The sequence below is a fragment of the Clostridium nigeriense genome, from assembly GCF_900086595.1.
GTDB lineage: Bacteria > Bacillota > Clostridia > Clostridiales > Clostridiaceae > Clostridium > Clostridium nigeriense.
Window position 1 is genome coordinate 818,301 of record NZ_LT575472.1, and the last position, 26,361, is coordinate 844,661.

Sequence of the window (26,361 nt, forward strand, 5' to 3'; positions counted from 1 at the left end):
TAAAAAGATACTCTAAATTAGAGTATCTTTTTAGCTATAATTTTATTTTGACTATTTTCATAATATGATATAAATTTTTGTTTATCTTTGTTAGTATATATATGAGTAGTAAAACAAAACTAAAGATTTTAATGCACTAGGAGGAAGGTATGAATAATAAAGGAATAGTATTTTTTGATGTAGATGGAACATTAATAGATTGGACAAAGAAAATATATGCTCCTACTAAGGCAACTAAAGAAGCCGTAGAAAAGCTTAAGGAAAATGGATATTTAACTATATTAGCAACTGGAAGGCCAAAGAATTGTATAGATGAAGGAATAATAGATTTAGGGCTAAATGGATATATAGCATCTAATGGAGCATATGCAGAGATTGATAATAAAGTTTTATTTAATGAAACATTAGATAATAAGGAACTTAAAGTATTACTTAATTTTTTAGAGGAAAATAATGTTGTTTATATGCTTGAAGGACAAGAGAATAACTATGTTTTAGATCTTAAGAATGATAAAATTTCAGAGCTTATTAGAGAAGCTAATTTGAATATAAAGAATTTTAAAGAAGAATGGGACAAGGATACTGTAAAGGTAAGTAAGATAATAGCAGTAGCTTATGATGAAAAATCCTTTGATTTAGTTGCAGATAGATTTAGAAAAGAAGGTTATGCTTTTATGTCAAATCTAAGTAACGGTGGACTTTTTGAAATATATAAAGCTAAATATACAAAGGGATATGGAGTAGAACATTTATTGAATTTATTAGATATTAGCAAAGATAATGCTTATGCCTTTGGGGATGGTGAAAATGACATAGAAATGTTCCAAGCAGTAAAACATGGAATAGCTATGGGAGGCTATCATAAAAAATTAGAACCTTATGCCTATGATTTTACAGAAGATGTAGAGAATGAAGGTATAGAAAAAGGACTTATTAAATTAGGACTAATTTAATTTTATTCACAATTAAAATTTAAGAATTAAGGAGGGTATTATGAGGGTAGCGTTAATTGGAATAGGTTCTATCGCTAAAAAAGCTTATTTACCGATCTTATCAGTTTTAGATGAGGTAGAACTTTTAATTTCTACAAGAAATATGGAGGTTTTAGAAGAAATATCTAATAAATACAAAATAGATAGATCCTATAATGACTTAGATAATTTACTAAAAGAAGATATAGATGCAGCAATAATTTCAACTCATGCAGATGGACATTACGAGGTGGCAAAAAAATTATTAGAGAAAGGCATTAGCGTATATATAGACAAGCCTTTAACCTATAATTTAGAAAAGACTATGGAAATAGAAGATCTTGCAAAAGAAAAAAATGTGATTGCTATGGTAGGTTTTAATAGAAGATTCTGTCCAAAGGTAAGAGAACTTAAAAGTAAGGGAAAAGCTGATATAATAGTGATGCAAAAAAATAGGGAATATCCACCTGGAGATATTAGAAGATTTGTTGTTGAGGATTTTATACATGTTGTGGATACTTTAAGATTTTTAATGGATGAAGAAATTAAAGATATGGATATAAATTTTTCTAGGGAAGGTAATAATCTAGAAAATGTAGTAGTCACATTTAAAGGAGAAAATACAACAGCCATTGGTATAATGAATAGAACAGCAGGAATAACAGAAGAAAACATAGAATACATGGTAAGAGGAAATAAGTATTTAGTAGAAGATTTAGTAGATTCCTTTGAGATAAATAATATTAAAGGGAAAATTAAAACTACTTATGGTGGATGGGAGAATACCCTATATAAAAGAGGATTTGAAGATATAATTAATCATTTTTTATACTCTGTTAAAGAAGGAAGTAAGCCAAATCCATCAATTGAAGATTCTATAATTACTCATAAGATTTGTGAAGATATAGTTAAATATATAGAAAATAATTAAGGGTATTTTTATATAAAAATTAAATGTGAAAATAAAGGAAGAAAACTCTAAATTGAGTTTTCTTTTTTATATAAAAATTTTTTTAGGATATAAAATATCTAGAGAATAATATACAAATAAATTAAAAATATACAATAAATTTTGACAAACTGACAACTTAGGAGTAATATTAAAGTTGTTTACAAAAAAAGGAGAACAGAGGTGGGAATTATGATAGAATTTAAAAACATAAAAAAAAGTTATAAAAACAATGTTATTTTAGAAGATTTTAATTTGAAAATAGATAAGGGGAACTTAGTAGTTCTAATAGGTTCTAGTGGTTGCGGAAAAACAACATTACTTAAAATGATAAATAGACTACACGATGCAACTTCTGGAGAAATATTAATTAATGGGAAAAATATTAAAGATTTAGATCCTATTAAGCTTAGAAGAAGTATAGGATATGTTATACAACAAACTGGGTTATTCCCTCATATGACAGTAAAGGAAAATATAGAAATCATTCCAAAGCTTATGGGAAAATCACAAGAAGAGATAGATAAAAAGACAATGGAATTATTAAATATGGTTGGATTAGATCCAGAAAAATATATTGATAGATATCCTGTAGAACTAAGTGGAGGTCAGCAACAAAGAATAGGTGTTGCAAGAGCCTTTGCAGCAGATGCAGAAATAATATTAATGGATGAGCCCTTTAGTGCTTTAGATCCAATAACAAGAACAGAGCTACAAGAAGAACTTTTCAATATTCAAAGAGAATATAAGAAAACTATAGTTTTTGTTACTCATGATATGGATGAAGCACTTAATTTAGCTGATATGATTTGTATATTAAAGGATGGTAAAATACTTCAATATGATACACCAGAAAATATATTAAAGAATCCAGCTGGTGAATATGTAGAAGAGTTTGTTGGTAAAAATAAAATTTGGACAAAGCCTGAGATGATTAAGGCAGTTGATGTTATGATTTCAAATCCAATAACAGTTAACCCTAAGAGAAATATTCTTCAAGCAAGTCAAATAATGAGAGAAAAGAAAGTTGATAGCTTACTTGTGATAAATAAACAAAATCAACTTTTAGGATATATAACTTTAGAACTTATAAGAAAATCTGAAAATAAAAATGTTTTAGTAGAAGAAATAATGAATAAAGAACCTATCTGCGTATGTGGTGATAAAACATTACCAGAGCTTTTAGAAGTGTTTAATAATTTACAAAAAGGATATTTACCTGTTTGTGATGATGGAGGAAAACTACTAGGATTAGTTACAAGAAGTAGTTTAATTTCAGTTTTAAGTAGTCAATATATAGAGATAGGAGGTAACAACTAATGAATAATTTCATAGAACAATTAATAATAAAAAAATCAGAAATACTATCACTTTTATTAGCACATATACAACTAACAGTAATAGCAGTATTAATAGCTGTAATTATAGGTGTACCTCTTGGAATTCTTATTAGTAGAAATAAAAAAGTAGCTAATGGTGTAATAGGACTAGCTAATTTAACACAAGCTATTCCAAGTTTAGCTATTCTAGGATTTTTAATACCTATAATAGGTATTGGGTCAGGACCAGCTATAACAATGGTAGTTTTATATTCAATGTTGCCTATAATAAAAAATACATATACAGGAATCACCAATATTAATCCTGATATGTTAGAAGCAGCTAAAGGGTTAGGAATGACTAGTGGACAAACTTTAAGATTAATAAAAATTCCTCTAGCAATGCCAGTAATTATGGCTGGTATAAGAATGGCAGCAGTTACAGCAGTAGGACTTATGACTATAGCAGCCTTCGTAGGGGCAGGTGGTCTTGGATACTTAGTATTCTCTGGAATTCAAACTGTTGACAATAATTTAATTCTATTTGGAGCAATACCAGCAGCTATATTAGCTTTATTAATTGACTTTATAACAGGAAAAATAGAAGATGCAACAATGCCAAATGGAATAAAGAAGTCAGATGGAACTATGAAGGTTAAAAGAAATCAGATGTCTAAAAAGAAAAAGAGATTAGTAGTATCAATATCTTCAATAGTAGTAATAATCTTATTAGGTTTTGCTTTAGTTCCTAAATCTTTATTAAAGGGTGATGATACAGTTGTAGTAGCATCAAAGAATTATACTGAACAATTAATTTTAGGTAATATATTATCAGAATTTATTAAAGCAAATACAGATTTAAAAGTAGAAGAAAAATTTAATTTAGGTGGTAGCCAGGTTACCTTTAATGCTATAAAATCAGGATCAGTTGATTTATATGCAGAATATTTGGGAACAGGGTATGTAAGTATATTAAATATGACTGAACCTAATTCAGATAGAGAAGAAGTATATAATGTAGTTAAAGAAAGATTTAAGGAAGACTACAAATTAGATGTATTAAATCCTTTAGGTTTTAATAATACTTATGCAATGGCAGTAACTAAAGAAACTGCAGAAAAATATAATTTAAAAACAGTTTCAGATTTAGCAAAAGTGTCAAATGAATTAGTAATTGGACCAACAATAGAGTTTCCAAATAGAGATGATGGGTTAATAGGTTTAGAAAAAGCCTATAATATGACCTTTAAAGCAGTAAAACCAGTTGATGGTGGATTAAGATATACAGCTTTAGTAAATAATGAAACTCAAGTAATAGATGCCTTTACAACAGATGGACTTATAGATAAGTTCAATTTAACAGTTTTAGAAGACGATAAGAACTTCTTTCCACCTTATGATGCAGTAACAATAATAAGAGAAGATACATTAGAAAAGCATCCAGAATTAAAAGAAGTTATTGGTAGATTAGATGGAAAACTAACTGAAGAAAAAATGAGGAAATTAAATTATGAAGTTGATATAAATAAAAGAGATGTAAAAACAGTAGCAAAAGAGTTCTTACAATCTGAAGGACTGATAGATTAATTGATAATGCGTAATTGAGGAAATAATTAGAGTGAGCTGAACTATAAGGAGTTTTTATAGAGTGCAAATTTTATTTATTAATTTAAATAACAAGATAACTATGTTAGCGTGGTTATGAAGATTATGTTTAATCCCTTTTAGTATAACCCCATATGGTAAACAAATATAATGCCTTTATAATTAGGTTAGATATTTGTTTATTATATGGGGATTTATATATTTTTATCTAATGAAATAAATATAAAGTTTAAAATGTACATTTTCTTATTTAAAACCTGAATATTCCATCCAGTATACATTGAAATTATCGTGAATTATTGGTATAATAAAAGTCTGTTTTGTAAAATAATTTACTTTTATATAGAATTTTTGGAGGGTTTACTATGCCAAAGAGAATAGCCATTTTAGGTGGTCCAAGATGTGGAAAAACTACGTTAATACAACAATTATATGTGGATATGAAGATTAGAGATTTAAATGTTGGAGTAGCAACAGAATATAGTACTGACTATTTAAGAGATAAAGGGATGATAGAAAATATATCAGAACAATATGGTATATATTTAGGACAACTTCATTTAGAAGAAAGTTTAAATGAATTTGACTATGCTATAACTGATTATGCAACTTTTGTTCCATACATATATGGTAGATTTATGCTTGGGGATAAAAAGAGAACAACTAAAGAAATAGAAATATTAAAAGATTTATATATCTTAGCATTGAGAGATTTACCAAAGTACGATCACATATTCTTTGTTCCAAGAGAGTTTGGATACACTAAGGATGGAGTAAGATGGCAAGATGAAGAAGTAGCTCAAGCTGTGGACAAGGCTATCTTAAGTTTCTTGGAAGCTGAAAATGTTAGATATACAACTATAACAGGTTCAACTAAGGAAAGATCAGAAAAGATATTACAAATTCTTAATCTTTCAAAGGAAATAGAACCTAAAGATATTAATTTAGATATGGCAACAAAGTAATTAAGAATTAAAAGTTAATGAAATAGCTCAGCTTTTGCTGAGCTATTATTTTTATATTTAATTAAAAATTTATAATATAGTATAATAATTATTAGATGTTTAAATTTTAATTTAAATTTGGGAGGTTAATTATGACTAAGCTGTATTTGACTAGACATGGTGAAACAGAGTGGAACGAAAAAGGAATAATGCAGGGGTGGGGAGATTCTCCATTAACTGACTTAGGAAAAAATCAAGCAAAATGGCTTGGAGAAAGAATGAAAGATTTACATATTGATGTTATATATACAAGCCCTATTGGACGAGCTTTTAATACTGCTAAAATAATTAAAGGCGATAGAGAAATTGCTCTAATTTCTCATGATGGATTAAAAGAAATAAGGATTGGTGGATGGGAAGGTTTAAACCAAGAAGCAATGAAATCTATTAGTGAAGAAAATTACTTTAACTTCTGGAATATCCCATCAAAATATGTCCCAATAGGAAATGGAGAAAGTTTTTATGAAATTAAGGAAAGGGCTTTTAAGACTGTAAATGAAATAATTGAAAAAGAAAAAGGAAAGACTATACTAATTGTAACTCATACAATTACATTAAAATCATACTTAACAGCATTAGAGAATAGAGATATAGATACACTGTGGGATCCTCCATTTATTAAACAGACAAGCCTTACCGAAATAAATTTTACAGATAAAGGATATGAAATTCCATTATTAGCATGTATGGAGCATCATCAATATTCAAGAAAAGAATTCAATGAGTTTGAATAGAATGTAGTTTGCGTATGAGCTTTGCTCCGTCGCAAGCTTGATAATTATTATTTCTTAACAAGATTATATTATTTCCATTTGGCATATAATTGCATTCAATAGGGTATATAGTAAAAGTATATATTTTTCACGCATTTGTATTATAAGATGAGTTAGTTTAATTTTTAATAAATCTAATGGATTAATTAGAATTTATAGAGGGGTAGATTTAAATGAATATTAGTATGTTAACATGGAATGTAGATTGGCTAAGAAATGGAAGAAGGTCAGGGAAAGATTGGGAGTATTTTGTAAGCGATTGTTCAGGAGAGGTATATACTCAAATTATTAATATTGTAAAAGAATATTTAGATATGAATGCATATGATGGTTGCAATGTTAAGTTGACAGAGGATAGATATAAGCAGATATTGAATATTACTGAAGATGTGGTTTCTGAAGACGAAATAACATATAAAGGACATACATTAATTGATCACATTCTTATTAAAAATATTACTAATAATGAAAAAGCAATTGTCCAGAAGGACTTTAATTTGAGCGATCATAAATATGTAACTTTTTGTTTGAATGTTTAAATTTATTTTATTAGAAAATTCTAATTTGCTGATTATATATAATAAATAATCTTAAATTATTGAGAATTAAAAGTGGATAAATTTATTTATCCACTTTTATACTTTCATTTTTCTAAATGAAAGTGGTGTTTTTCCATGGATTTTTTTAAACATTTTTACAAAGTTTCCGCTGTAGTTATATCCTACCATTTTAGAAATTTCATCAATGCTTAAATCGGTAGTAGATAGTAAATTTTCAGCCATTGTCATTCTAATGGAAGTTGTATATTGGCTAATAGACATATGATATTTAGCCGAAAATCCTGCTTTTAATTTTTGTTCGTTTAAAAATACCATCTTACTTAAGCTTTTAATAGTAGGAGGATTACAAGCTTCTTTTGTTAATATATCATGTGCTTTTTGAAGTGATTTAACATCTGAAGCTGTTAAGTTAACATATCTATTTTTTCCTATCTTGATACTGCCATAATTTAATTGATTAGTGAAAGTATTCTTTGATGAAGATTGTATTTCATTGGATATAATTGCTATACACTCTAAAATCTTGCTTTCCAAATATAGTGAGGTTAAAATATCAGCTTGAGATAAACTTCTTAAACTTTGGATAATAGAAGCTACATCAAGGGGAAGATAGTTATAAGTATAATTAGTAATAAAACTATCAAAATCTATATTATTAGGAAAGTTTGGATTTATTATTTCATCAAAGTATTTCTTATAAATAGTGACTTCAGCTCCATGAAGATGCTGACCTTTCTTCCAGGATTGCTTACCTTTTAGACCTTTTTCAGATACAAAAAAGGAGGAAGGAGTAAAAGTAGAAACAGGATTATTTTCAATTTTAAACTTTGTTTCTCCAATATATACAGTTCCAAAACGAATTAATTCCTCTTGATGATCAAATGAAAGAGAAAAATCAGAAGGGATAGTATAGTCACCAATTCCAAAATCATAATATCCATCTCTACTATACTTAATAAAATATCCAAGTTCAGGTTTATCTTCATTTTTATATAAAGTGTAGTTTTTTTCAGGAAAAGCTGTAAAAGTCATTTTATCTAAGATCTTATTTTGAAATTCTTTAGTTGTTTTACAAACCATAACTTGCACCTCCAATCAATTGATAATGCATAATTTCTGAAAAAAATTCTTATGGATTTCAACCATAATTCTACATTCTTAATTTTACATCTTTCATTCCACATAGGGTTATACTATGTTTAAATCGAAATTTATTATAACATAAATTATTCGAACAGATGATAAAATTATTAAATTAGTTGCAAAGATTGTAATGAGAATGAATCTCATATACAATTGAAACAGATAAAAGAGTAGCAGGAAAATTAGCTACTATTGATGGAGGTATAATATGAAAAGAAATTTATTAAAGACATTAGTAGTTTCATGTATGACAGCAATAATGCTTGTTGGATGTGGGGTTAATGGTGCTACAAGTGAAGAAAAGTCATCAGGAAAGACTATGACAGTTACAGATGTAAGAGGAGAAGTTGAAATACCAGAAAATCCTCAAAGAATAGTAGATTTAAGCGGTAATAGTGATATTTTATCAATTTTAGGATATAAAGTTATAGGAACAGCAAATAGTGATGCTTATGATTACACTAAATTCCCTACATATTTAGAAGATACATTAAAAGGAGCAGAGATTTTAGGATATAGCATGCAAGATACTATGGATGTAGAAGCTGTTATGAATTTAAATCCAGATTTAATAGTTATATCAACTGTTCAAGAAAAAATGTATGATCAATTAAGTGAAATTGCTCCAACAGTTATGATTCAATTAGAAGCTTTAGATTGGAAAGATGATGTTGAAGCTTTTGCAAAAGTATTTAATAAAGAAGATGTAGCTGAAAAATGGTTAAAAGCTTATGAAGAAAAAGCTGAAAAAGCTGGTGAAAAAATCAAATCAGAATATGGTGAAGATACTACATATCTTTCATTTTTAGCAAGTGGCGGTCAATTCTTTATTTTTGATGGTGCTGGATTTGGTAGCGTATTATATGATGATATGGATCTTAAAAAGCCAGAAGGTATGCCAGAACAAAGTGACATTAGCCTTCCAGTTGTAACTTATGAAGGTTTAGCATCAATTAAAGCAGATTATATATTCTTAATTGCAACACCAGAGGATTTAGCACAACTTGAAGGTAATGCAATTTGGAACAGTATTCCAGCAGTTAAAGAGGGAAAAGTTGTAGTTTTAGGTGCATCACCATACTTTAACCAAGGATATAGCTCAATTGGAAGAGAATTATTAGTAGATGAAATAGGTGGCATGTTAAATGAAACAAAGTAAAAAACATACAATAATATTTACAATTTGTAGTTTGTTACTTTTAATAGGAGGACTGGTTCTGGCTATAAGGCTAGGATCAGTTCATATTGGTTTTTCAGAGATTTATGATAGCATTTTTAATTATACTGAAACTTTAGAGCTTATGTTAGTTAGAGATGTTCGTATTCCAAGAGCCGTATCTGTTTTATTAACAGGAGGTATTTTAGGAGTAACAGGCGCAATGATTCAAGGAGTTACAAGAAATCCTATAGCAGAACCTTCAATATTAGGTGTTAGCCAAGGTGCAACCTTAGTTATAGCAATTTTTTATGTAGCAGGAATAGGAATAAATACAAGAAACGTAATGATAGCTTCATTTATAGGAGCACTTATAACAGGAATTATAGTATTAGGATTTATATCCAAAAAAGCAAACAATAATTCAATTGCAAAAATACTTTTAGCAGGAACAGCTATGAGTACATTTTTTATTTCATTAACTACAATAATAGGACTTTTATCAAACCAATCTCAAATGATAGGCTTTTGGGTATCAGGTGGTTTTAGAAATGCAACTTGGTCAGATTTTAAATTAGTATTTATTGTAGGAATAATAGGACTTATAATAGCAATTTTATTATCACCAAAGATAAACATATTAAATCTTGGAGATGATGTTGCAATTGGACTTGGAGAAAATCCAGAAAAAATAAGATTTACAACTCTTATGGTTATGATACCAATGTGTGCAGCAGCAGTAGCAGTTGGGAAAAACATAGCCTTTGTTGGACTTATAGTTCCACAAATAGTTAGAAAATTATTAGGGGAAGATTACAGAAAAAACATACCATGTTCATTTTTACTTGGTGCAGTTCTTTTAACCTATGCAGATATAGCAGCAAGAATGTTATTTGACCCATATGAAACACCGATTGGAATATTTACAGCTCTTATTGGAATACCATTCTTCATATCAGTAGCTAGAAAGGAGAGGGGATAATGAAGAAAAAGAAATTTAAAATAGCATTAATTATTTTAATAGCATTATTACTTATCTCCTTTGCAGTTACACTATGCTGGGGTACATATAAAGTTTCAGTAGGAGATTTAATAAAAACTCTTCTTGGAAATGGAAGTAAACTACAAAATACAGCAATACTAAGTATTAGATTACCAAGACTTTTAGTTGGTGCCTTTGTAGCAATTGCATTATCAACAGCAGGGGCAATTCTACAAACTATAACTAAAAATGATTTAGCAGATACAGGAATTATAGGGATAAATGCTGGGGCAGCAGTGGCAGCAGTATTATTTATAACTTACCAAACAGGAAATTACTATAGTGAACTTGGGGCTCTTTCTATATTTATACTACCTTTTATGGCCATAGTAGGAGCAGGAGTTTCTTCATTTATAATATATATGCTATCAAGCAGAAAAGGTATAAGACCAAAAAGACTTTTATTAATAGGAATTGGATTAAATGCAGGGCTTAATGCTTTTATTACCTTCTTTACCTTTAGAGGTGGAGTTGGTGATTACAATAGAGTTTTAGTTTGGACATCAGGAAGCCTTTGGGGATCTGGATGGAGCTATGCAAAAGTAATAATACCAATAGTTACAATAATGTTTGGATTAGTTTTATTAAACCATAAGAAGTTAGATGTTTTGAACCTTTCAGGTGAACTTGCAATATCATTAGGGTTAAATTTAGAGAGAGAAAGAAAAAAGTTTTTAAGCTTTGCAGTTATATTAGCAGGAACAGCTACAGCCTTTGCAGGAAATATAGGATTTTTAGGACTTATATCACCACATATTGCAAGAAAAATAGTTGGACCTTATCATAAGCACTTTGTTGTAATATCAGCAATGATAAGTGTTATTATAGTTCTTTTTGCAGATGCAGTTTCAAAAAATTTATTCTCTCCAATTGAAATTCCAGTTGGAATAACAGTATCAATATTTGGAGTACCGTATTTTATTTATTTAATGATGAAGGAGAAATAATTATGGAAGCTATTAGTGTAAAAAAATTAAGTGTTGCCTACGAAAGCAATACCATAATTGAAGATATGAACTTATCAATACCAAAGGGAAAAATAAGTATAATAATTGGAGCAAATGGTTGTGGAAAATCAACTTTACTAAAGACTATAGCTAGAATTAACAAGCCTAAAAATGGAGATATATTTATAAATAATAAAAATATAAAGAAGGTAAAAGAAAAAGATATAGCAAAAGAAGTTGCATTTTTGCCACAGGGACCAGTATGTCCAAGTGGTCTTACTGTAAGAGAACTTGTAGCATTTGGAAGATTTCCTCATCAAAAAATCATAGGTGGACTTAATAATCATGATAAAGAAATTATTGATTGGGCAATAAAAGAAACTGGACTTTCAGAATTTGCAGATAGAGAAGTGGAAAATTTATCTGGGGGACAAAGACAAAGAGCTTGGATTGCTATGACTTTAGCGCAAGAAACAGAAATAATAATGCTAGATGAGCCAACAACTTACTTAGATATGTCTTATCAGCTTGAAGTTTTAGAGGTTTTACAAAAGTTAAATAGAGAAAAGAAAATAACAGTAGTAATAGTTTTACATGAGCTTAATAATGCATGTAGATTTGCAGATAACATAATAGGACTTAAAAAAGGAAAACTTATATGTGAAGGAAGTCCTATAGATGTTATAAATAAAGAAAATCTAAAAGAGATTTATGGAATAGATGCTAAACTTCAATTAAGTGAAGATGGTAAATATCCAATTTGTATGGATTATGAGCTTTTAAGATAAGACTTTAAAGGTAGGTAAAAATGAAAAATAAAAACTTTATAATAATAGTAATAGGGCAAATTATATCTTTATTTGGAAATGCAATTCAAAGATTTAGTATGTCACTATATTTATTAGAATTTACAGGTAGCACAGCTGCTTTTGCCAATATACTAGCAATATCAACAATACCCTATGTTTTATTTGCACCAATAGCAGGAATGCTTTCAGATAAGGTAAACAGAAAAAAGATAATGGTGTACTTAGACTTATTTTGTGCAATATTAATAGGAAGTTATGCCTTTATATTAGTAAGTGGAAGAGATAATCAGTTTATTGTTGGAACAGTAATGTTTATGCTATCAATATGCTTTACCTTATATGGTCCAGCAGTTACAGCTTCAATTCCACAGGTAGTAGAAGAAGAAAAACTAACAAGTGCAAATGGAATAATAAATCAAGTTGGATCTATAGTTAACTTTGCAGGACCAATAATAGCAGGAGTAGTTTATGGAATCTTTGGAATAAAGGCAATAGTAATAGTTAATGCTGTAAGCTTCTTATTTGCAGCAATAATGGAATTATTCTTAGATATACCAGATGTAAAAAGAGAAGAAGTTAATGTAAATATAGATAGTAATGACAAAATAGATAGAAGTAAAAATACAGATAGTAGCAAAGGTGATATGAATGAAACTAAAGAAAAAGTATTTTCAATTAGGTTTATAAAAGATTCCTTTGTAGATATGTATAAGACCTTTAAATATCTATTAAAAGAAAAAAAGGTTATACTTTCAATAATAATGTCCTATGCACTATGCAATATTTTCCTAGTGCCAATATTATCAATAGTAGCACCATACTTTATTAATATATATTTAGGACTATCAGCAGAAATATACGGTTTAGTAGAGGCAATTTGTGTTTTAGGAATGATAATCGGAGGATTTTTAATAAGTGTAAGACCAAAGATGTTCTCCATGAAAAAAGTACATTATATATATTTTCCAATGCTAATAGGAGTTATTTTGATGATAGGACTTCCACTTATAAATATTAATAAGCTTTCACTAGCAGGATTTTTTGCTCTAGGGGGACTTGGGATAATGCTGTCTCTTGCCATATCAAATGTATTAACCTTAACATTTATACAAAAAGAAATACCAGAAAACATATTAGGAAAGGTTTCAGCATTTTCCGTAGCAATAGCAACAATAAGCGTAGCTCCGGGACAATTACTATACGGTCAAATTTTAGAAAGTGGAATATCCTTAAGTATTATATTCTTATTAACAGCTATTGCCAATGTAGCTTTAATAATATTTATAAAACAAAAAGTAAGTTTAGCTTAAAATTAATGAAATTAAATTCTCAAAATAGATAGATTAATTAGCAATATACTAATATATATTTATTAAAAACTAATATATAATTGACTTGTAATGATATGTAAAAATATGTATAAGTTATATATGTTTTTACATGTTTTACAAGTGAAAGAAACAATATAAAGGGTTGAGAGAGAATAAAATATGGAGGTGACACACTATAATCACAAATTTCAAAGAAAGGAAAGTGAGAGTTATGGTTAATATCCTTAAAGGGAGTAAGAAAAGACTTGGAGCTGCAGCAGTAGCTTTTGCTGTATTTTGTACATGTATATTTCCATCTTTACATGTTTTAGCGGCACCAAAAACAATGGCTCATATAAAGGCTGGAAGTGGAAATGGAAATGGACATTTTGGTAGTGCAAATCCAGAATTATTTGTATTATCAGATAAAAAAGATATTACAGATAAGTCAATTAGCTTCCAAATGAAAGTAGGAAGTGAAAAAAATGATACAAGATTCCGTTTTGTGACCAAATATGTAGACGATACCAAATGGGGATATGTTGCTTATGATGGAGCAACAGGTTGGTTTATAGAATATAAGAACGGTGATAAAACAGGATATCCAGGAGTTACAGGACTACCAGATTTAAACAAAAATGATATCGTAAACATTACTGCGGGATATGAAGAAAATGGACTTAAAGTAAAAGTAGATAATAAGACAAGTGGTAAGAGTGGAGAAGCATTAATTGATACACCAGATTTTATAAGTTTAAAAGACCAGGCAGGTCAAATTGGATTTGGTGCAGCTGCATATGGAACTGCCTATACTGATATTTACTTTTCAGATGTAACAGTTGGAGATAAAATTTACACAAATTATAATGAATGGACATTATATAAAGAAGGCCTTGCAGGTCAAGTATGGGAACCATCAGTATTAGTCACAGATAAAGAAGAGCCAGAAAGTCCTGAAGAGCCATCATCACAAGGTGAAAAGTGGTTCAAGTTAACAGGTGGATCTAAAAATGGTGGTGGACATGCTTATGGTAATGCATCAGTAGCAGCACCAGTTTTATTATTAAATAATGATAGAAAAATGGAAGATGCAGGTGAATTATCCTTAAAGCTAAAACCAAGTAACAATTGGGGTGTTTTTTATACTTATGTAAACGATGATAATTGGCTGTATGTTGGATTTGATTCAAGTAGTAAATGGTATTATCAATATAAAGTAGATGGAAAAGGATCTTATCCAAAGCTTTCAAATCTTCCTGAAGTTGCAGAGGGACAAGAATTAAAAATGTCAGTATCTTTAAGCCGTGAGACATTATCAGTAACTGTTAACGGAACTACAGTTAGAGTTACTAATCAAGATTTAATTTCACTTGCTGAGAAAACTTCTGGAAAAGGAAGATTTGGTGTAAAGACAAATGGAGCAACATCAATTTCATTTGCAGATGTAAAATATAACGGAATAAATACTATGGAAGATAAGTGGGGATTCTGTGCAGAACGTTCAGGACAAAAGGTTGAGGAAATATATTCAAAGCTTGTACCAATATCGGGTAAAGTATCTACTAAGGATGGACAAGCAATTCCAGAAGCAGTTATACGTATTGGAACAAACTCAACTAAAAGTGATGTAAATGGAAGATATCAGTTTGATGCCTTAGAAGTTGGGGAGCATAATATGGCTATTACAAAGGCTGGGTATCAAGCGTATTCTAAAACTATAAATGTTCAAGAAGAAAATAATATAATAGACATTATATTAGAAGAAAAAGAAAGCTTAGATTTAACACAATATGATACTATTTCATCAGAGAAAATGAAAGTATATATTGGGAAAACCTTCCCTGTAGTTGCTAGATATCAAATGCTTCAAGATGGAGTAGAAGTAAAAGACCAATATATGCGAGGTAATGAAACCAAACTTAATACTGTAGCAATAAATGGCATATCTATTGAGCCAATTGTTAAAGTTGAAGAAGAAGGAACTTCTTTTAGAGTATACTCAATGCATGTTGAAAATGCTGAGAATAAAATAAATGTGGATATGAAAATAAAAGTAAGCGTAAAAGAAAATGACTTAACATGGGAAGTAACAGAACTTAATAAAGCAGAGAATTCTGCTAAAATTGCAACTATCGATGTTCCACAATTAAATTTATTGACAGTAGATGCTGTAGAAAAAGGTGCTAACTTTGCAGGCGCAAAAGCATCAACAACAACAACTTCAACTGGAGACGTATTTATTGACTTTGAAAATGGATTTGTTCCATCAAATAAGGATTCTTATTTATATGGATTCCTCACAAATGGGAAATTAAGTGCAGGTCTTTTCAGTAATTCAGAAGCTGAAGGAGACAAACGTGTTGTTAGAAATAACGGTGCAGATACAATGAGCCTTACAAGCGCAGCATGGTATTATGAACTAGGAGATAAAAATGGACAAAAAGTAGCAAAGAACTATAAAGATTATCCAGTAAGTGATTTACCATGTACAAAGGTAGCTATTGCAGCAGATGAAAATGGAGATGGAGATATTGATTGGAATGATGGAGCGCTTGCATTCCGTGATATTATGAATATACCTTACGGAGCAGAAGTAATTAAGGATATGGTAAATTACCGTATTGTTATGAACTTTGCAAGTATGGCATCTAATCCTTTCTTAACAACAGCTGATAACATTAAAAAAGTATATCTTGCAACAGATGGACTTCCACAATCAGTTATGTTAAAGGGATATGGAAATGAAGGTCATGATTCTGCAAATTCAGAGTATGCAGATATTGCAGAACGTGAAGGCGGAGTAGAAGATTTCCAAAGTTTAATTAAAATTGCACATGATTATGATACAGAAATTGGTATCCATATAAATGCTCAAGAAATATATCCAGAGGCAGCTTCATTTAATGAAGAAATGTTACAAAAACCAATAGGAAATGGATGGGGATGGTTAGATCAGTCCCATGTAATCGATAAAATTTGGGATTTATCAAGTCAAGCAAGATGGAAGAGACTAGTTCAATTATATGATCGTATAAATGGAACAAGCTTCTATAATAGGGAGTGGCCATCAGCAGTAGAAAATTCAAAGGGTGAAGTAACTGCAAGTAAAAAAGAAATTAAAGCAGATGCTGAAAAGCGTGAAAACAATATGGATTTCATATATCTTGATGTATGGTATCAAGATGCATGGGAAACAAGAAATGTTGCAAAAGAAATTAATTCCCTTGGTTGGAGATTTACAACAGAGTTCAGTGCACAAGGAGAGTATGACTCTACATGGCAACACTGGTCTACAGATGCTGTTTATGGTGGAGCAAGTATGAAGGGATATAATAGTGATATTATTCGTTTCATTAGAAATGACCATAGAGATTCTCAAGTATTAAATTATCCTGCATTTGGAGGAACAGCAGATAATCCGTTACTTGGAGGTTTTAGACTATACGGATTTGAAGGCTGGGGTGGAGATAAAGACTTTAATAACTATATTTTACAGACATTTAATCAAAACCTACCTACTAAGTTCTTACAACATTATTATGTAACAGATTGGGAAAATTACGAAAAAGGACAATCACCTGTAGGAAATCATGAAAAAGAAATTACATTAAAAAATGATGTAGGAGATAAAGTTGTTGTAACAAGAAATGAAAAACAAAGAAGTGACGACAACATTGAGCGTAAAATTACTTTAAATGGAAAAGTAGTATTAAATGATGTGACATATTTATTACCATGGACAGATGAAGATGGAACAGAAAAATTATATCATTGGAATTTAGATGGTGGTAATACAACATGGGAGCTTCCAAAAGGATGGGAAGGTCTTGGAAATGTTATAATGTATGAACTATCTGACCAAGGACGTATAAATGAAGTAAGTATTCCAGTTAATAATGGCTCTATTAATTTAGAAGCTAAGGCAAAAACAGCATATGTATTAGCAAAAGGTTCTGAAATTAAAGAGCTAAAGAATGACTTTGGTGAATTAGATTATGTAGTAGATCCAGGATTTAATGGATATGCAGACGGAGAAAAATTATCTTCAGATGAATGGTCAGGAGATATCCAAAATGAATCAGTTGTAATAGAAAAAGCAAAGACAGGGGATCAAAGATTAGCCTTTAATAGTCCTTCTGAAGATTTATCTGTAACTACAACTATTTCAGGATTAAAAGAAAAAACAAATTATGTTGCAGAGGTATATGTAGAAAATAATAGTGATTCAAAAGCAACTATTGAAGTAAACACAGGAAAGAATACAGTTTCTAATTATACTGAACGTTCTATTTTAAATAACTATGTAAAATCTGATCAAAAGAATGGAAGCAAGATGCAACGTATTCAAATTTCATTCACAGCAGAAAAGGATACAGCTAATTTAACTTTATCTAGAGAAGCTGGTGAAGGATCTACTTATATGGATGATATTCGTATTGTAGAAAAGACATTAAATAACTTTCAAAAAGATGGAAGCTTTAAACAGGATTTTGAAAGTGTAGTACAAGGATTATATCCATTTGTATTAAGTTCTGCACAAGGAATTTCAGATCCAGGAACGCATTTATCGCAACTAAATGCTCCATATACTCAAGCTGGATGGAATGGAAGAGTAATTGATGATGTAATTTCAGGCGAATGGTCAGTAAAGCATCATGGTGCAAACACTGGAATAATATATCAAACACTTCCACAAAATTTCCGCTTTAAATCAGGAAAAGTATATAATGTTGAATTCGATTACCAATCAGGACCAGATAAGGCTTATGCTATGGTTATTGGTGATGGAACAAACTATACAGCTCCAACAGAAGAGCAATACCTTGCAGAAGCTCGTGGAGTAACAAAACATGTTAAAATGCAAGTTATTGGTGGATTAAGTGAACAAACTTGGATTGGTCTTTATCAAAATGGAAGTAAAGCAGGTAGTGGTGCTATGGGACAAACAGACTTTGTTCTAGACAATCTTGTTATTACAGAAGATAAAGATGCCATAGCTGTTAAACTTACAACTACAAATCTTTATAAGGGAGAAATAGCTACAATATATGGAAGTAGATTAGATAAAATTAATTGGTCTTCCAGTGATGAAAAAGTAGCAGTTGTAGATAAAGAGGCTAATGTAGTAAAAGCATTATCAGCAGGAAAGGCAACTATTACAGCAACACTTCCAAAGGGAGAAGAAGTAGTATTTGAAATGAATGTTGTAGATGAAGTTGTAACAGACATTCCAAGAGAAGAATTAGATGGTATAAGTTCAAGTGCAAACACAGAACAAGTATCTGGTGAACCAGCAGGAAGTGGGGTAGCATCTGCAGCTACAGATGGAAACTCATCTACTTACTGGCATTCGAAATGGAGTGATGGAGGCTTTATTGTAAGCAAAGAAAATCCAGCAATTTTAACTGTAGATTTAGGAAAAGAAATAAAAATTGGTGGGTTTAAATTCCAACAAAGACCAAGTGCAAACAATGGTATTGTGCAACAATTTAAATATGAGATTTTAGATGTAGAAGGAAATATTTTAGAGGCATCAGATTCTATTACTACTTCTGAGTTAGAAATGCAAGGTGGAGCATGGATAACTTCTAAGTTCAATAAATCACTTGCTGCAAAAACAATTAAAATTTATGTGGAAAAAGGTAAAGGTAATTTTGCAGTAATATCTGAAGTTACACCAATTATTTTACAAAGAGTTGCGGATACAGCAAGCTTAGAAGATATTACATTAAATATAGGAGGAGAAGTAACTTTAACTCCTAAACATCCAGAAAATACTGTTTTAAAAGGTATTGTGTGGAGTTCTTCTAATGAAAAGATAGCAAAGGTAAATCAAAATGGAGTTGTAACCGCAATAGCTAAAGGAACTGCTAAGATAAAAATAACTAATGCAGCGGGCTTAACAGCTGAAGGTACAGTAATTGTTGAAAATAAGAAACTAGATTATAAAGAATTAGAAAAGGCCATTACAAATGCAGAAAAAGTTGATTTAACTAAGTATAAGGATGGATCTGAAAAGGATGTATTTGTAAAAGCATTAAATGATGCAAAAGCTTTAATTAATAATGCAGCTTCACAAGATGAAATAGATAATGCTTTATCAAAATTAAAGGCAGCTGAGGATAATCTAATAAATATAGACCCAGAAGTACCAGAAATTCCAGAAGTGCCAGAGGTTCCTGAAACTCCAGGAGATAATGATAACGTAGTAATAAAACCATCAGAAGATAAAGTAATTGCAGAAGTATCAAAAATCAATCCAAATGAAAAAAATGAAATAACAATAAAAACAGAAAATGAAATTAAAAATGTTGAAGTTGTAATTAAAGATATAGAAGCTATTAAGAATGGTACAGGATCCATAAATATATCTATAAACAATAATATAAAAATGAACTTACCATTATCATTAATAGACAAGAGTCTTTTAGATGGTGCAAAGGATGTAACTATAAAACTAAATGTTCTAGAAAATTCAGAGATAATTAAGAATATTAAAGCTGTTAATAAGGTTTTTGATTTTAACTTAATTATTAATAATGAAGATGGAACAATAAACATCCATGAATTTAAAGATAGCGTAGCAGAAATAAAGATTACTTTAACTGATAAAGATTTAGAAGGATTAAATAAAGAGAAAATAGTAGTTTACTATTATAATGATTCAACTAAAAAGTTTGAAGCTATGGAAACAGAAGTTAACGGAAATGAAATAACATTCAAAACAACACACTTCTCTAAATATGTTATAGCTGAAAAGATTGAAGTAAATAGTGGAGATTCAAAGCCATCAACTGATAATTCATCAAATAATACAACTGAAACTGGAAAAGGAGAATTACCTGAAACAGGATCAAGAGTATCTAGCACAATAATATTAGTTTTAGCAATAGGAATAGTTGCTGTTGGTGGAACTATGTTTACTAGAAAAAGAAAAGATGCATAATTTCATTTAATTTAAAAGTTTTTTAATCCATGCATTAACTAAAATTAGTGCATGGATTTTTATAAGTTCATTTTGTATATTTTATTTTGCTAACTAATAAAAATTCATTTTAAAATTTAAAACTTTAGGGTATAATGAATAACTAGAGAAACAGAGATAAAACTTAATTTAGATTTAAGGAGGAAAAGCCCTTGGCAGATTATATAAGTGAAATAGAAAAAAGAAGAACCTTCGCTATTATATCCCACCCCGATGCAGGTAAAACTACATTAACAGAAAAGTTCTTACTATATGGAGGAGCTATAAGACTTGCAGGTTCAGTTAAAGCTAGAAAAGCTTCAGCTCATGCTGTATCAGACTGGATGGAAATAGAAAAGCAAAGAGGTATATCGGTTACTTCATCAGTAATGCAATTTAATTACAGAGGACACTGTATAAATATATTAGATACACCAGGTCACCAAGACTTCTCAGAAGATACATATAGAACACTTATGGCTGCAGATAGTGCAGTTATGGTTGTAGATGGAGCTAAAGGTATAGAGGATCAAACAAGAAAATTATTCCATGTTGCATCTCTTAGAGAAATGCCTATCTTCACATTTATAAATAAGTTAGATAGAGAAGCTAAAGATCCATTTGAATTATTAGAGGAAATCGAAAATGAACTTGGGATAAAAACTTATCCAATGAACTGGCCAATAGGTTCAGGTAAAGAGTTTAAAGGCGTTTACGAAAGGGACAACAATAGAATTATTGCTTTCTCAGCAGGAAACCATGGTCAAAGTGCTGTAGATTCTATTGAAGGTGCTGTAGATGATCCAAGATTTAGAGAGATTTTAGGAGAAGCTCTTCACGATAAATTAATGGAAGATATCGAACTTTTAGATATAGCTGGAGATGACTTAGATTTAGAAAAGGTAAGAAGTGGGGAGTTAACACCAGTATTCTTTGGATCAGCTTTAACTAACTTTGGGGTTGAGCCATTCTTAGAGCACTTCTTAGATATGACTACATCACCACTTTCAAGAAACTCAAGCATAGGAGAAATAGATCCATTTGATAAAAACTTCTCAGCCTTTGTATTTAAGATTCAAGCAAATATGAATAAGGCACATAGAGATAGAATTGCCTTTATGAGAATTTGTTCAGGAAAGTTTGAAAAAGGTGAAGATGTATATCATATGCAAGGTGGAAAGAAAATTAAGCTTTCTCAGCCACAACAATTTATGGCTCAAGATAGAGAAATAGTAGAAGAAGCATATGCAGGAGATATAATTGGAGTATTCGATCCAGGTATATTCTCAATTGGAGACACTTTATGTGCACCTTCAAAGAAATTCAAGTTCGAAGGAATACCAACCTTTGCACCAGAACACTTTGCAAGAGTCAGACCTGTAGACTCCATGAAGAGAAAACAATTCGTAAAGGGTGTTACTCAAATAGCACAAGAAGGAGCAATCCAAGTCTTTAGGGAATCCTTTGTAGGTATGGAAGAAATTATAGTTGGAGTCGTTGGTGTACTTCAATTCGAAGTTCTAGAATATAGATTAAAAAATGAATACAACGTAGATATAAAAATGGATAGACTTCCATTTAGATACGTAAGATGGATAGAAAATAAAGACATAGATATGGATAAACTAAACTTAACTTCAGATGCTAAGAAGGTTAAGGACTTCAAAGATAGAAACATCCTTATATTCCAAAATGACTGGGGTATTAGCTGGGCTTTAGACCACAATAAAGGCTTAGTACTTTCAGGAGTAGGAAAAAGCGACGAATAGATGCTAAGCATAATTAAAAATGAAGAATGAAAAATTAATGTAAAAACTCCTGAAAGGGAGTTTTTTTATTAAAAAAGCTATATGTCAATATTTTTGTTAAATTTATTAGAAAATAATGTATAATAATATAGAAATATTAAATATGATTATATAATAAAAATGGAGGATTTCAATTGAAAATCTTAAGTAAAAAACAAATTGGAGAAATAATTAGATTTGGAATAGTAGGTGTACTAGCAACACTTATACAATATTTAGTTTATATATTGGGATATAATTTTATAGGAACAAATATAGCCTTTACTCTAGGTTATATAGTGAGTTTAATTTTTAATTTTATATTATCAAATTACTTTACATTTAAAACTAACCCTAACAAAGAAAAGGGATTGAAATTTTTATTAGCTCATGGATTTAATTATGGATTGCAAATGATATTGTTAAATTTATTTAACTTTATTGGTGTACATAAAGCATTATCGCCATTTTTAGTTTATAGTATTAGTATTCCAATAAATTTTTTATTAGTTAGAAAGGCATTAGCAAAATAAAGAGAAGTGTGGGAGTGTGATATTTTGAAAAAATATCTTAAAGATATTATAATTGCAATAATAATTGGGGTTAGCCTTAGCTATATAATTTATTCCTTTCAAGGAGGAATTTTATATGGAGATTTATATAATCAAGGAATAGATTTCTTGGAATATTATAGAAGTAATAGTAGTCTATTTGGGATTGGATACAATTACAATTGGAATATAGCCTTAGGAGATAATATGTATGCCTTAGCTATATATTATTTAATGAGTCCATTTAACATAATATTAATATTATTTAGATCATTAAAGATGGAATTAGCGCTCCCAATTTTTATAACAATTAAATTTATATTTTTAATTTATTTTGCAGCTCTTTATTTTAAAAAAGTTACATCAAATAATTTTAAATGGTATGGAGCAATATTTTATGCAGCTAGTTATTATATTTTAAATTATGGTGCTATACAAATAATGTGGTTAGATACATTTATCTTCCTACCATTGGTGTTATTAGGAATTGAGAATATAATAAAAAATGAGGATAGTAAGATATATATACTTAGTCTATTTTTATTTATAGCAACAGATTACTATTTAGCAGCACTTTTGGTACCACATATTGCTAGTTATGCAGTAATTAGATTTATTATTTTAAATGATACTAGTAAAAATGTATTTTCATTTATTTGGAATATGATTAAGAAATCATTAGTAGGAGTATTACTTTCAAGTTTTGTTCTATTACCAGCAGCAGTAATTATGCTATCTTCTGCCAAAGAAACAGGAGTTACAAATAATTTTGGTACTAATATAACAAATATATTTTCACTGTTAACTGGAAATTATATTGGAGCATTAAATCAAAGTAGCAATACATATCTTACTTTAATAGGAATCCCAATATTGATTTCATTTTTAATATTTAGTAAAAATAAAAAGCCTAAATTATACTTTATTCATATAGGAATATTGATTTTAGGACTTTGTATAGAAAAGGTAAATTATATTTTAAACTTTACTTATAAGCCAGTTGGTGGAGACTTTAGATATAACTTGTTTTTAAATATATATGTTGCAATATATATTTACTTATTTATAAAAGAAACAAGGAAAAATGAAAATATAATAATGGGTTTTGGATTCATTTCCATATTGAGCTTATTAGCTATATTATTTATTAAAAACTTAAGCTTTGGATTAAAGTTAATAAATATAATATTTATATGTGCTTATTTATTTTTTATAGTAGTTATAAGAAAAAGATTTAAATTTTTAACTATTTTACTAAGTGTATTTTTATTTTTTGAAGTATCACAGCAATATTCAATAGTGGTTAAAAGTTATAAAAAGGTATCAAAAGAAACGAGAGAGCAATATTCAGATGTATTAACATATATAAAAGATAAATATGGTGAAGATGAAAGAATTGAGATAAGAGGGACAGAAATGTCAAGGAACATTTATATTGCAAATGATGCAAATGGTGTTTCTGCATATCATTCCCTTATAAATGGGAATTATAAAAAAATTAGTAGTGTATTTAGTAATACAGTTAAAGATGATGTTAGAGTTGAATTTAAAGGAAGAAATATAATATCGCAATATATTGGAACGAGTTACTATGTTACATCCTATAATTATTGTCCTTATTATAATTCAAAACTTGTAGATGAAGCATATGGTTTTTATATATTTGAAGTAGAAAATAACCCATTTAAGTTCTTTAATAAAGATTCTATTATTAAAGGAAAACTACCATTTTCTATGATTGAAAAAGATATTCTTTTATATAGTAACCTATTAATAGAAGAGGATGGAAAAGAGATAGAGTTATATGAAGATTTAGATAACAATTATTCTATTTATCCTATTGAAGAAGAAGATACACTAATACAAGAAATAGGAGAATATTATGTTATTAGTAAGAAAGAAAAGGAAATAGATTATATACCTTTTAAGGTTAATGGAAGTCATATTGGTGAGGATTCAAGCTTTCCTAATATCTATAAAGAAAATCTAGATTATAATGAACTTTATATTGGAAAGCTGAATTATGGAGATATTTTAACTGTAGATACAAAATATCTTGGATTAATAGAATTGATTTGTATAAAGGATAATTATATAGAAGATTCAATTAAAAAAATGAATACTTTAGAAATAGATAAAATTATAAAAAATAAAAAAGGGTTAAAATCAATCTTCAATACAAAAGATGAAGGATATGTACTTTTGCCAATAGTATATGACAAGTATTGGAATATAAAACTTGATGGAGAAAAGGTAGAACCAATAATAGTAAATGGGGGACTAATGGCCATAAATGTTAGTGAAGGTAGTCATAATTTAGATATGTATTATAATTTCTATTATAAAGGTTTAGGAATTATTATCTCTTTAGTTACTTTAAGTATAATAATTTTATTGAAAGTAGATTTTAAGCAGTATTTAAGAGGAAAAATGAGGTGGAAAATTGAAAAAGATTAGTATAATAGTTCCCTGCTATAATGAGGAAAAAATGATTGAACTATTTTATTTAGAAGCAACAAAAATTACTAATGAAATTAAAGGTTATAGCTTTGAATATATTCTTATAAATGATGGTAGTAAAGATAATACAATTGAAACCATAAGAAGTTTGTCTAAGAAACATGAAGATATTAAGTATTTTTCATTTTCAAGGAATTTTGGAAAAGAAGCAGCTATATTAGCTGGACTTAGAAATTCTGATGGAGATTATGCAATAATAATGGATGCTGATCTTCAACATCCTCCAAGATTAATTAAGGATATGCTAGAAAAAGTAGAAGAAGGATATGACTCAGTATCAACTAAAAGAATTGATAGATGCGGAGAATCTAAGTTTAGAAGTTTTTTCTCAAGTTTATTTTTTAAATTTTTAAATAAAATTTCTGATATACCTATAGTTGAAGGTGCAACTGATTTCAGAATTATGTCTAGACAAATGGTTGATTCAGTTTTAGAGTTATCTGAATATCATAGATTTAGTAAGGGAATATTTGAATGGGTTGGCTATGACACATACTGGTTAGAGTATATAAGTGAAGACAGGGCTCTTGGGGAAACAAAATGGTCATATTTAAGTTTATTTAAATATGCAATAGAAGGAATAGTATCATTTTCAACCACTCCACTAAGATTATCATCAATTATAGGGGGAATAATATCAGCATTAAGCTTCCTATATTTTGTTGTAACTTTCTTACAGACTTTAATATTTGGTAAGGATCTTCCAGGTTATGCATCTACAATTTGCCTTATTACTTTTCTTGGAGGAATACAGTTAGTTGCTCTTGGAATAATAGGTGAGTATTTAGCTAGAACATATATTCAAGTTAAAGGAAGACCAAATTATATAATTAAAGAAACAAATAAAAAAATTTAATAAAAAATAATAAATAATAAGATAATTATGGTAAAATTATTAAGTCGAAAAAATATATAGGAGGTTAAAATATATAATTATATGTAGTTTTATAT

18 protein-coding genes are annotated in these 26,361 nt (G+C 29.2%); 17 read left to right on the plus strand and 1 reads right to left on the minus strand.

Annotated elements, in window-relative coordinates:
* Window positions 1-149 precede the first annotated feature (149 nt).
* From BN6774_RS04220 to BN6774_RS04250, 7 genes are all read left to right on the plus strand, one after another.
* Window positions 150-953: a Cof-type HAD-IIB family hydrolase gene (locus BN6774_RS04220; protein WP_066890346.1), complete on the plus strand. Its 804-nt coding sequence runs from the start codon at window positions 150-152 to the stop codon at window positions 951-953.
* Between the two features lie 40 nt (window positions 954-993).
* Window positions 994-1,902, plus strand: a complete 909-nt coding sequence (locus BN6774_RS04225) for a Gfo/Idh/MocA family protein (RefSeq protein ID WP_066890348.1) — start codon at window positions 994-996, stop codon at window positions 1,900-1,902.
* A gap of 210 nt (window positions 1,903-2,112) precedes the next feature.
* Window positions 2,113-3,240, plus strand: a complete 1,128-nt coding sequence (locus BN6774_RS04230; protein WP_066890350.1) for an ABC transporter ATP-binding protein — start codon at window positions 2,113-2,115, stop codon at window positions 3,238-3,240.
* Window positions 3,240-4,826: an ABC transporter permease/substrate-binding protein gene (locus BN6774_RS04235; protein ID WP_066890352.1), complete on the plus strand. Its 1,587-nt coding sequence runs from the start codon at window positions 3,240-3,242 to the stop codon at window positions 4,824-4,826. The genes BN6774_RS04230 and BN6774_RS04235 overlap by 1 nt, the downstream gene beginning before the upstream one ends.
* Before the next feature lie 383 nt (window positions 4,827-5,209).
* On the plus strand, window positions 5,210-5,809 hold the full coding sequence (locus tag BN6774_RS04240) for an AAA family ATPase (protein WP_066890354.1): 600 nt from the start codon (window positions 5,210-5,212) through the stop codon (window positions 5,807-5,809).
* A gap of 131 nt (window positions 5,810-5,940) precedes the next feature.
* Window positions 5,941-6,582, plus strand: a complete 642-nt coding sequence (locus BN6774_RS04245; RefSeq protein ID WP_066890356.1) for a histidine phosphatase family protein — start codon at window positions 5,941-5,943, stop codon at window positions 6,580-6,582.
* 212 nt (window positions 6,583-6,794) lie between these two features.
* The gene (locus BN6774_RS04250) at window positions 6,795-7,160 is read left to right on the plus strand and encodes a hypothetical protein (protein ID WP_066890358.1); all 366 of its coding nucleotides are present in this window, start codon (window positions 6,795-6,797) and stop codon (window positions 7,158-7,160) included.
* 96 nt (window positions 7,161-7,256) lie between these two features.
* Here the strand turns inward: BN6774_RS04250 and BN6774_RS04255 are convergent, their stop codons facing one another.
* On the minus strand, window positions 7,257-8,261 hold the full coding sequence (locus tag BN6774_RS04255; protein ID WP_066890360.1) for a helix-turn-helix domain-containing protein: 1,005 nt from the start codon (window positions 8,259-8,261) through the stop codon (window positions 7,257-7,259).
* Window positions 8,262-8,532: 271 nt separating this feature from the next.
* Here BN6774_RS04255 and BN6774_RS04260 point away from each other — a divergent pair, with 271 nt between their 5' ends.
* The 10 genes from BN6774_RS04260 to BN6774_RS04305 all read left to right on the plus strand — a co-directional run bounded on the left by BN6774_RS04260 (window position 8,533) and on the right by BN6774_RS04305 (window position 26,266).
* A complete protein-coding gene (locus BN6774_RS04260; protein ID WP_066890362.1) occupies window positions 8,533-9,483 on the plus strand; it encodes an iron-hydroxamate ABC transporter substrate-binding protein in 951 nt (316 codons plus the stop codon).
* Window positions 9,470-10,462 carry a FecCD family ABC transporter permease gene (locus BN6774_RS04265; RefSeq protein WP_066890364.1) on the plus strand — a complete coding sequence of 331 codons (993 nt, stop codon included), beginning with the start codon at window positions 9,470-9,472 and terminating at the stop codon, window positions 10,460-10,462. Before BN6774_RS04260 ends, BN6774_RS04265 begins: the two co-directional genes overlap by 14 nt.
* A complete protein-coding gene (locus BN6774_RS04270) occupies window positions 10,462-11,469 on the plus strand; it encodes a FecCD family ABC transporter permease (RefSeq protein ID WP_066890366.1) in 1,008 nt (335 codons plus the stop codon). Before BN6774_RS04265 ends, BN6774_RS04270 begins: the two co-directional genes overlap by 1 nt.
* A gap of 2 nt (window positions 11,470-11,471) precedes the next feature.
* Complete coding sequence (locus BN6774_RS04275) at window positions 11,472-12,257, plus strand: ABC transporter ATP-binding protein (protein ID WP_066890368.1); 786 nt, start codon at window positions 11,472-11,474, stop codon at window positions 12,255-12,257.
* A gap of 20 nt (window positions 12,258-12,277) precedes the next feature.
* A complete protein-coding gene (locus tag BN6774_RS04280) occupies window positions 12,278-13,588 on the plus strand; it encodes an MFS transporter (protein ID WP_066890370.1) in 1,311 nt (436 codons plus the stop codon).
* Window positions 13,589-13,820: 232 nt separating this feature from the next.
* On the plus strand, window positions 13,821-20,534 hold the full coding sequence (locus BN6774_RS04285) for an endo-alpha-N-acetylgalactosaminidase family protein (protein ID WP_066890372.1): 6,714 nt from the start codon (window positions 13,821-13,823) through the stop codon (window positions 20,532-20,534).
* 191 nt (window positions 20,535-20,725) lie between these two features.
* The gene (locus BN6774_RS04290; RefSeq protein ID WP_066890374.1) at window positions 20,726-22,321 is read left to right on the plus strand and encodes a peptide chain release factor 3; all 1,596 of its coding nucleotides are present in this window, start codon (window positions 20,726-20,728) and stop codon (window positions 22,319-22,321) included.
* A gap of 173 nt (window positions 22,322-22,494) precedes the next feature.
* Window positions 22,495-22,872, plus strand: coding sequence for a GtrA family protein (locus BN6774_RS04295; protein ID WP_066890376.1), 378 nt, complete (start codon window positions 22,495-22,497; stop codon window positions 22,870-22,872).
* A gap of 24 nt (window positions 22,873-22,896) precedes the next feature.
* Window positions 22,897-25,347 (plus strand): YfhO family protein, encoded by a 2,451-nt coding sequence (locus BN6774_RS04300; RefSeq protein ID WP_066890378.1) that lies wholly within the window; start codon window positions 22,897-22,899, stop codon window positions 25,345-25,347.
* Window positions 25,334-26,266, plus strand: coding sequence for a glycosyltransferase family 2 protein (locus BN6774_RS04305; protein ID WP_066890380.1), 933 nt, complete (start codon window positions 25,334-25,336; stop codon window positions 26,264-26,266). The genes BN6774_RS04300 and BN6774_RS04305 overlap by 14 nt, the downstream gene beginning before the upstream one ends.
* Window positions 26,267-26,361 lie beyond the last annotated feature (95 nt).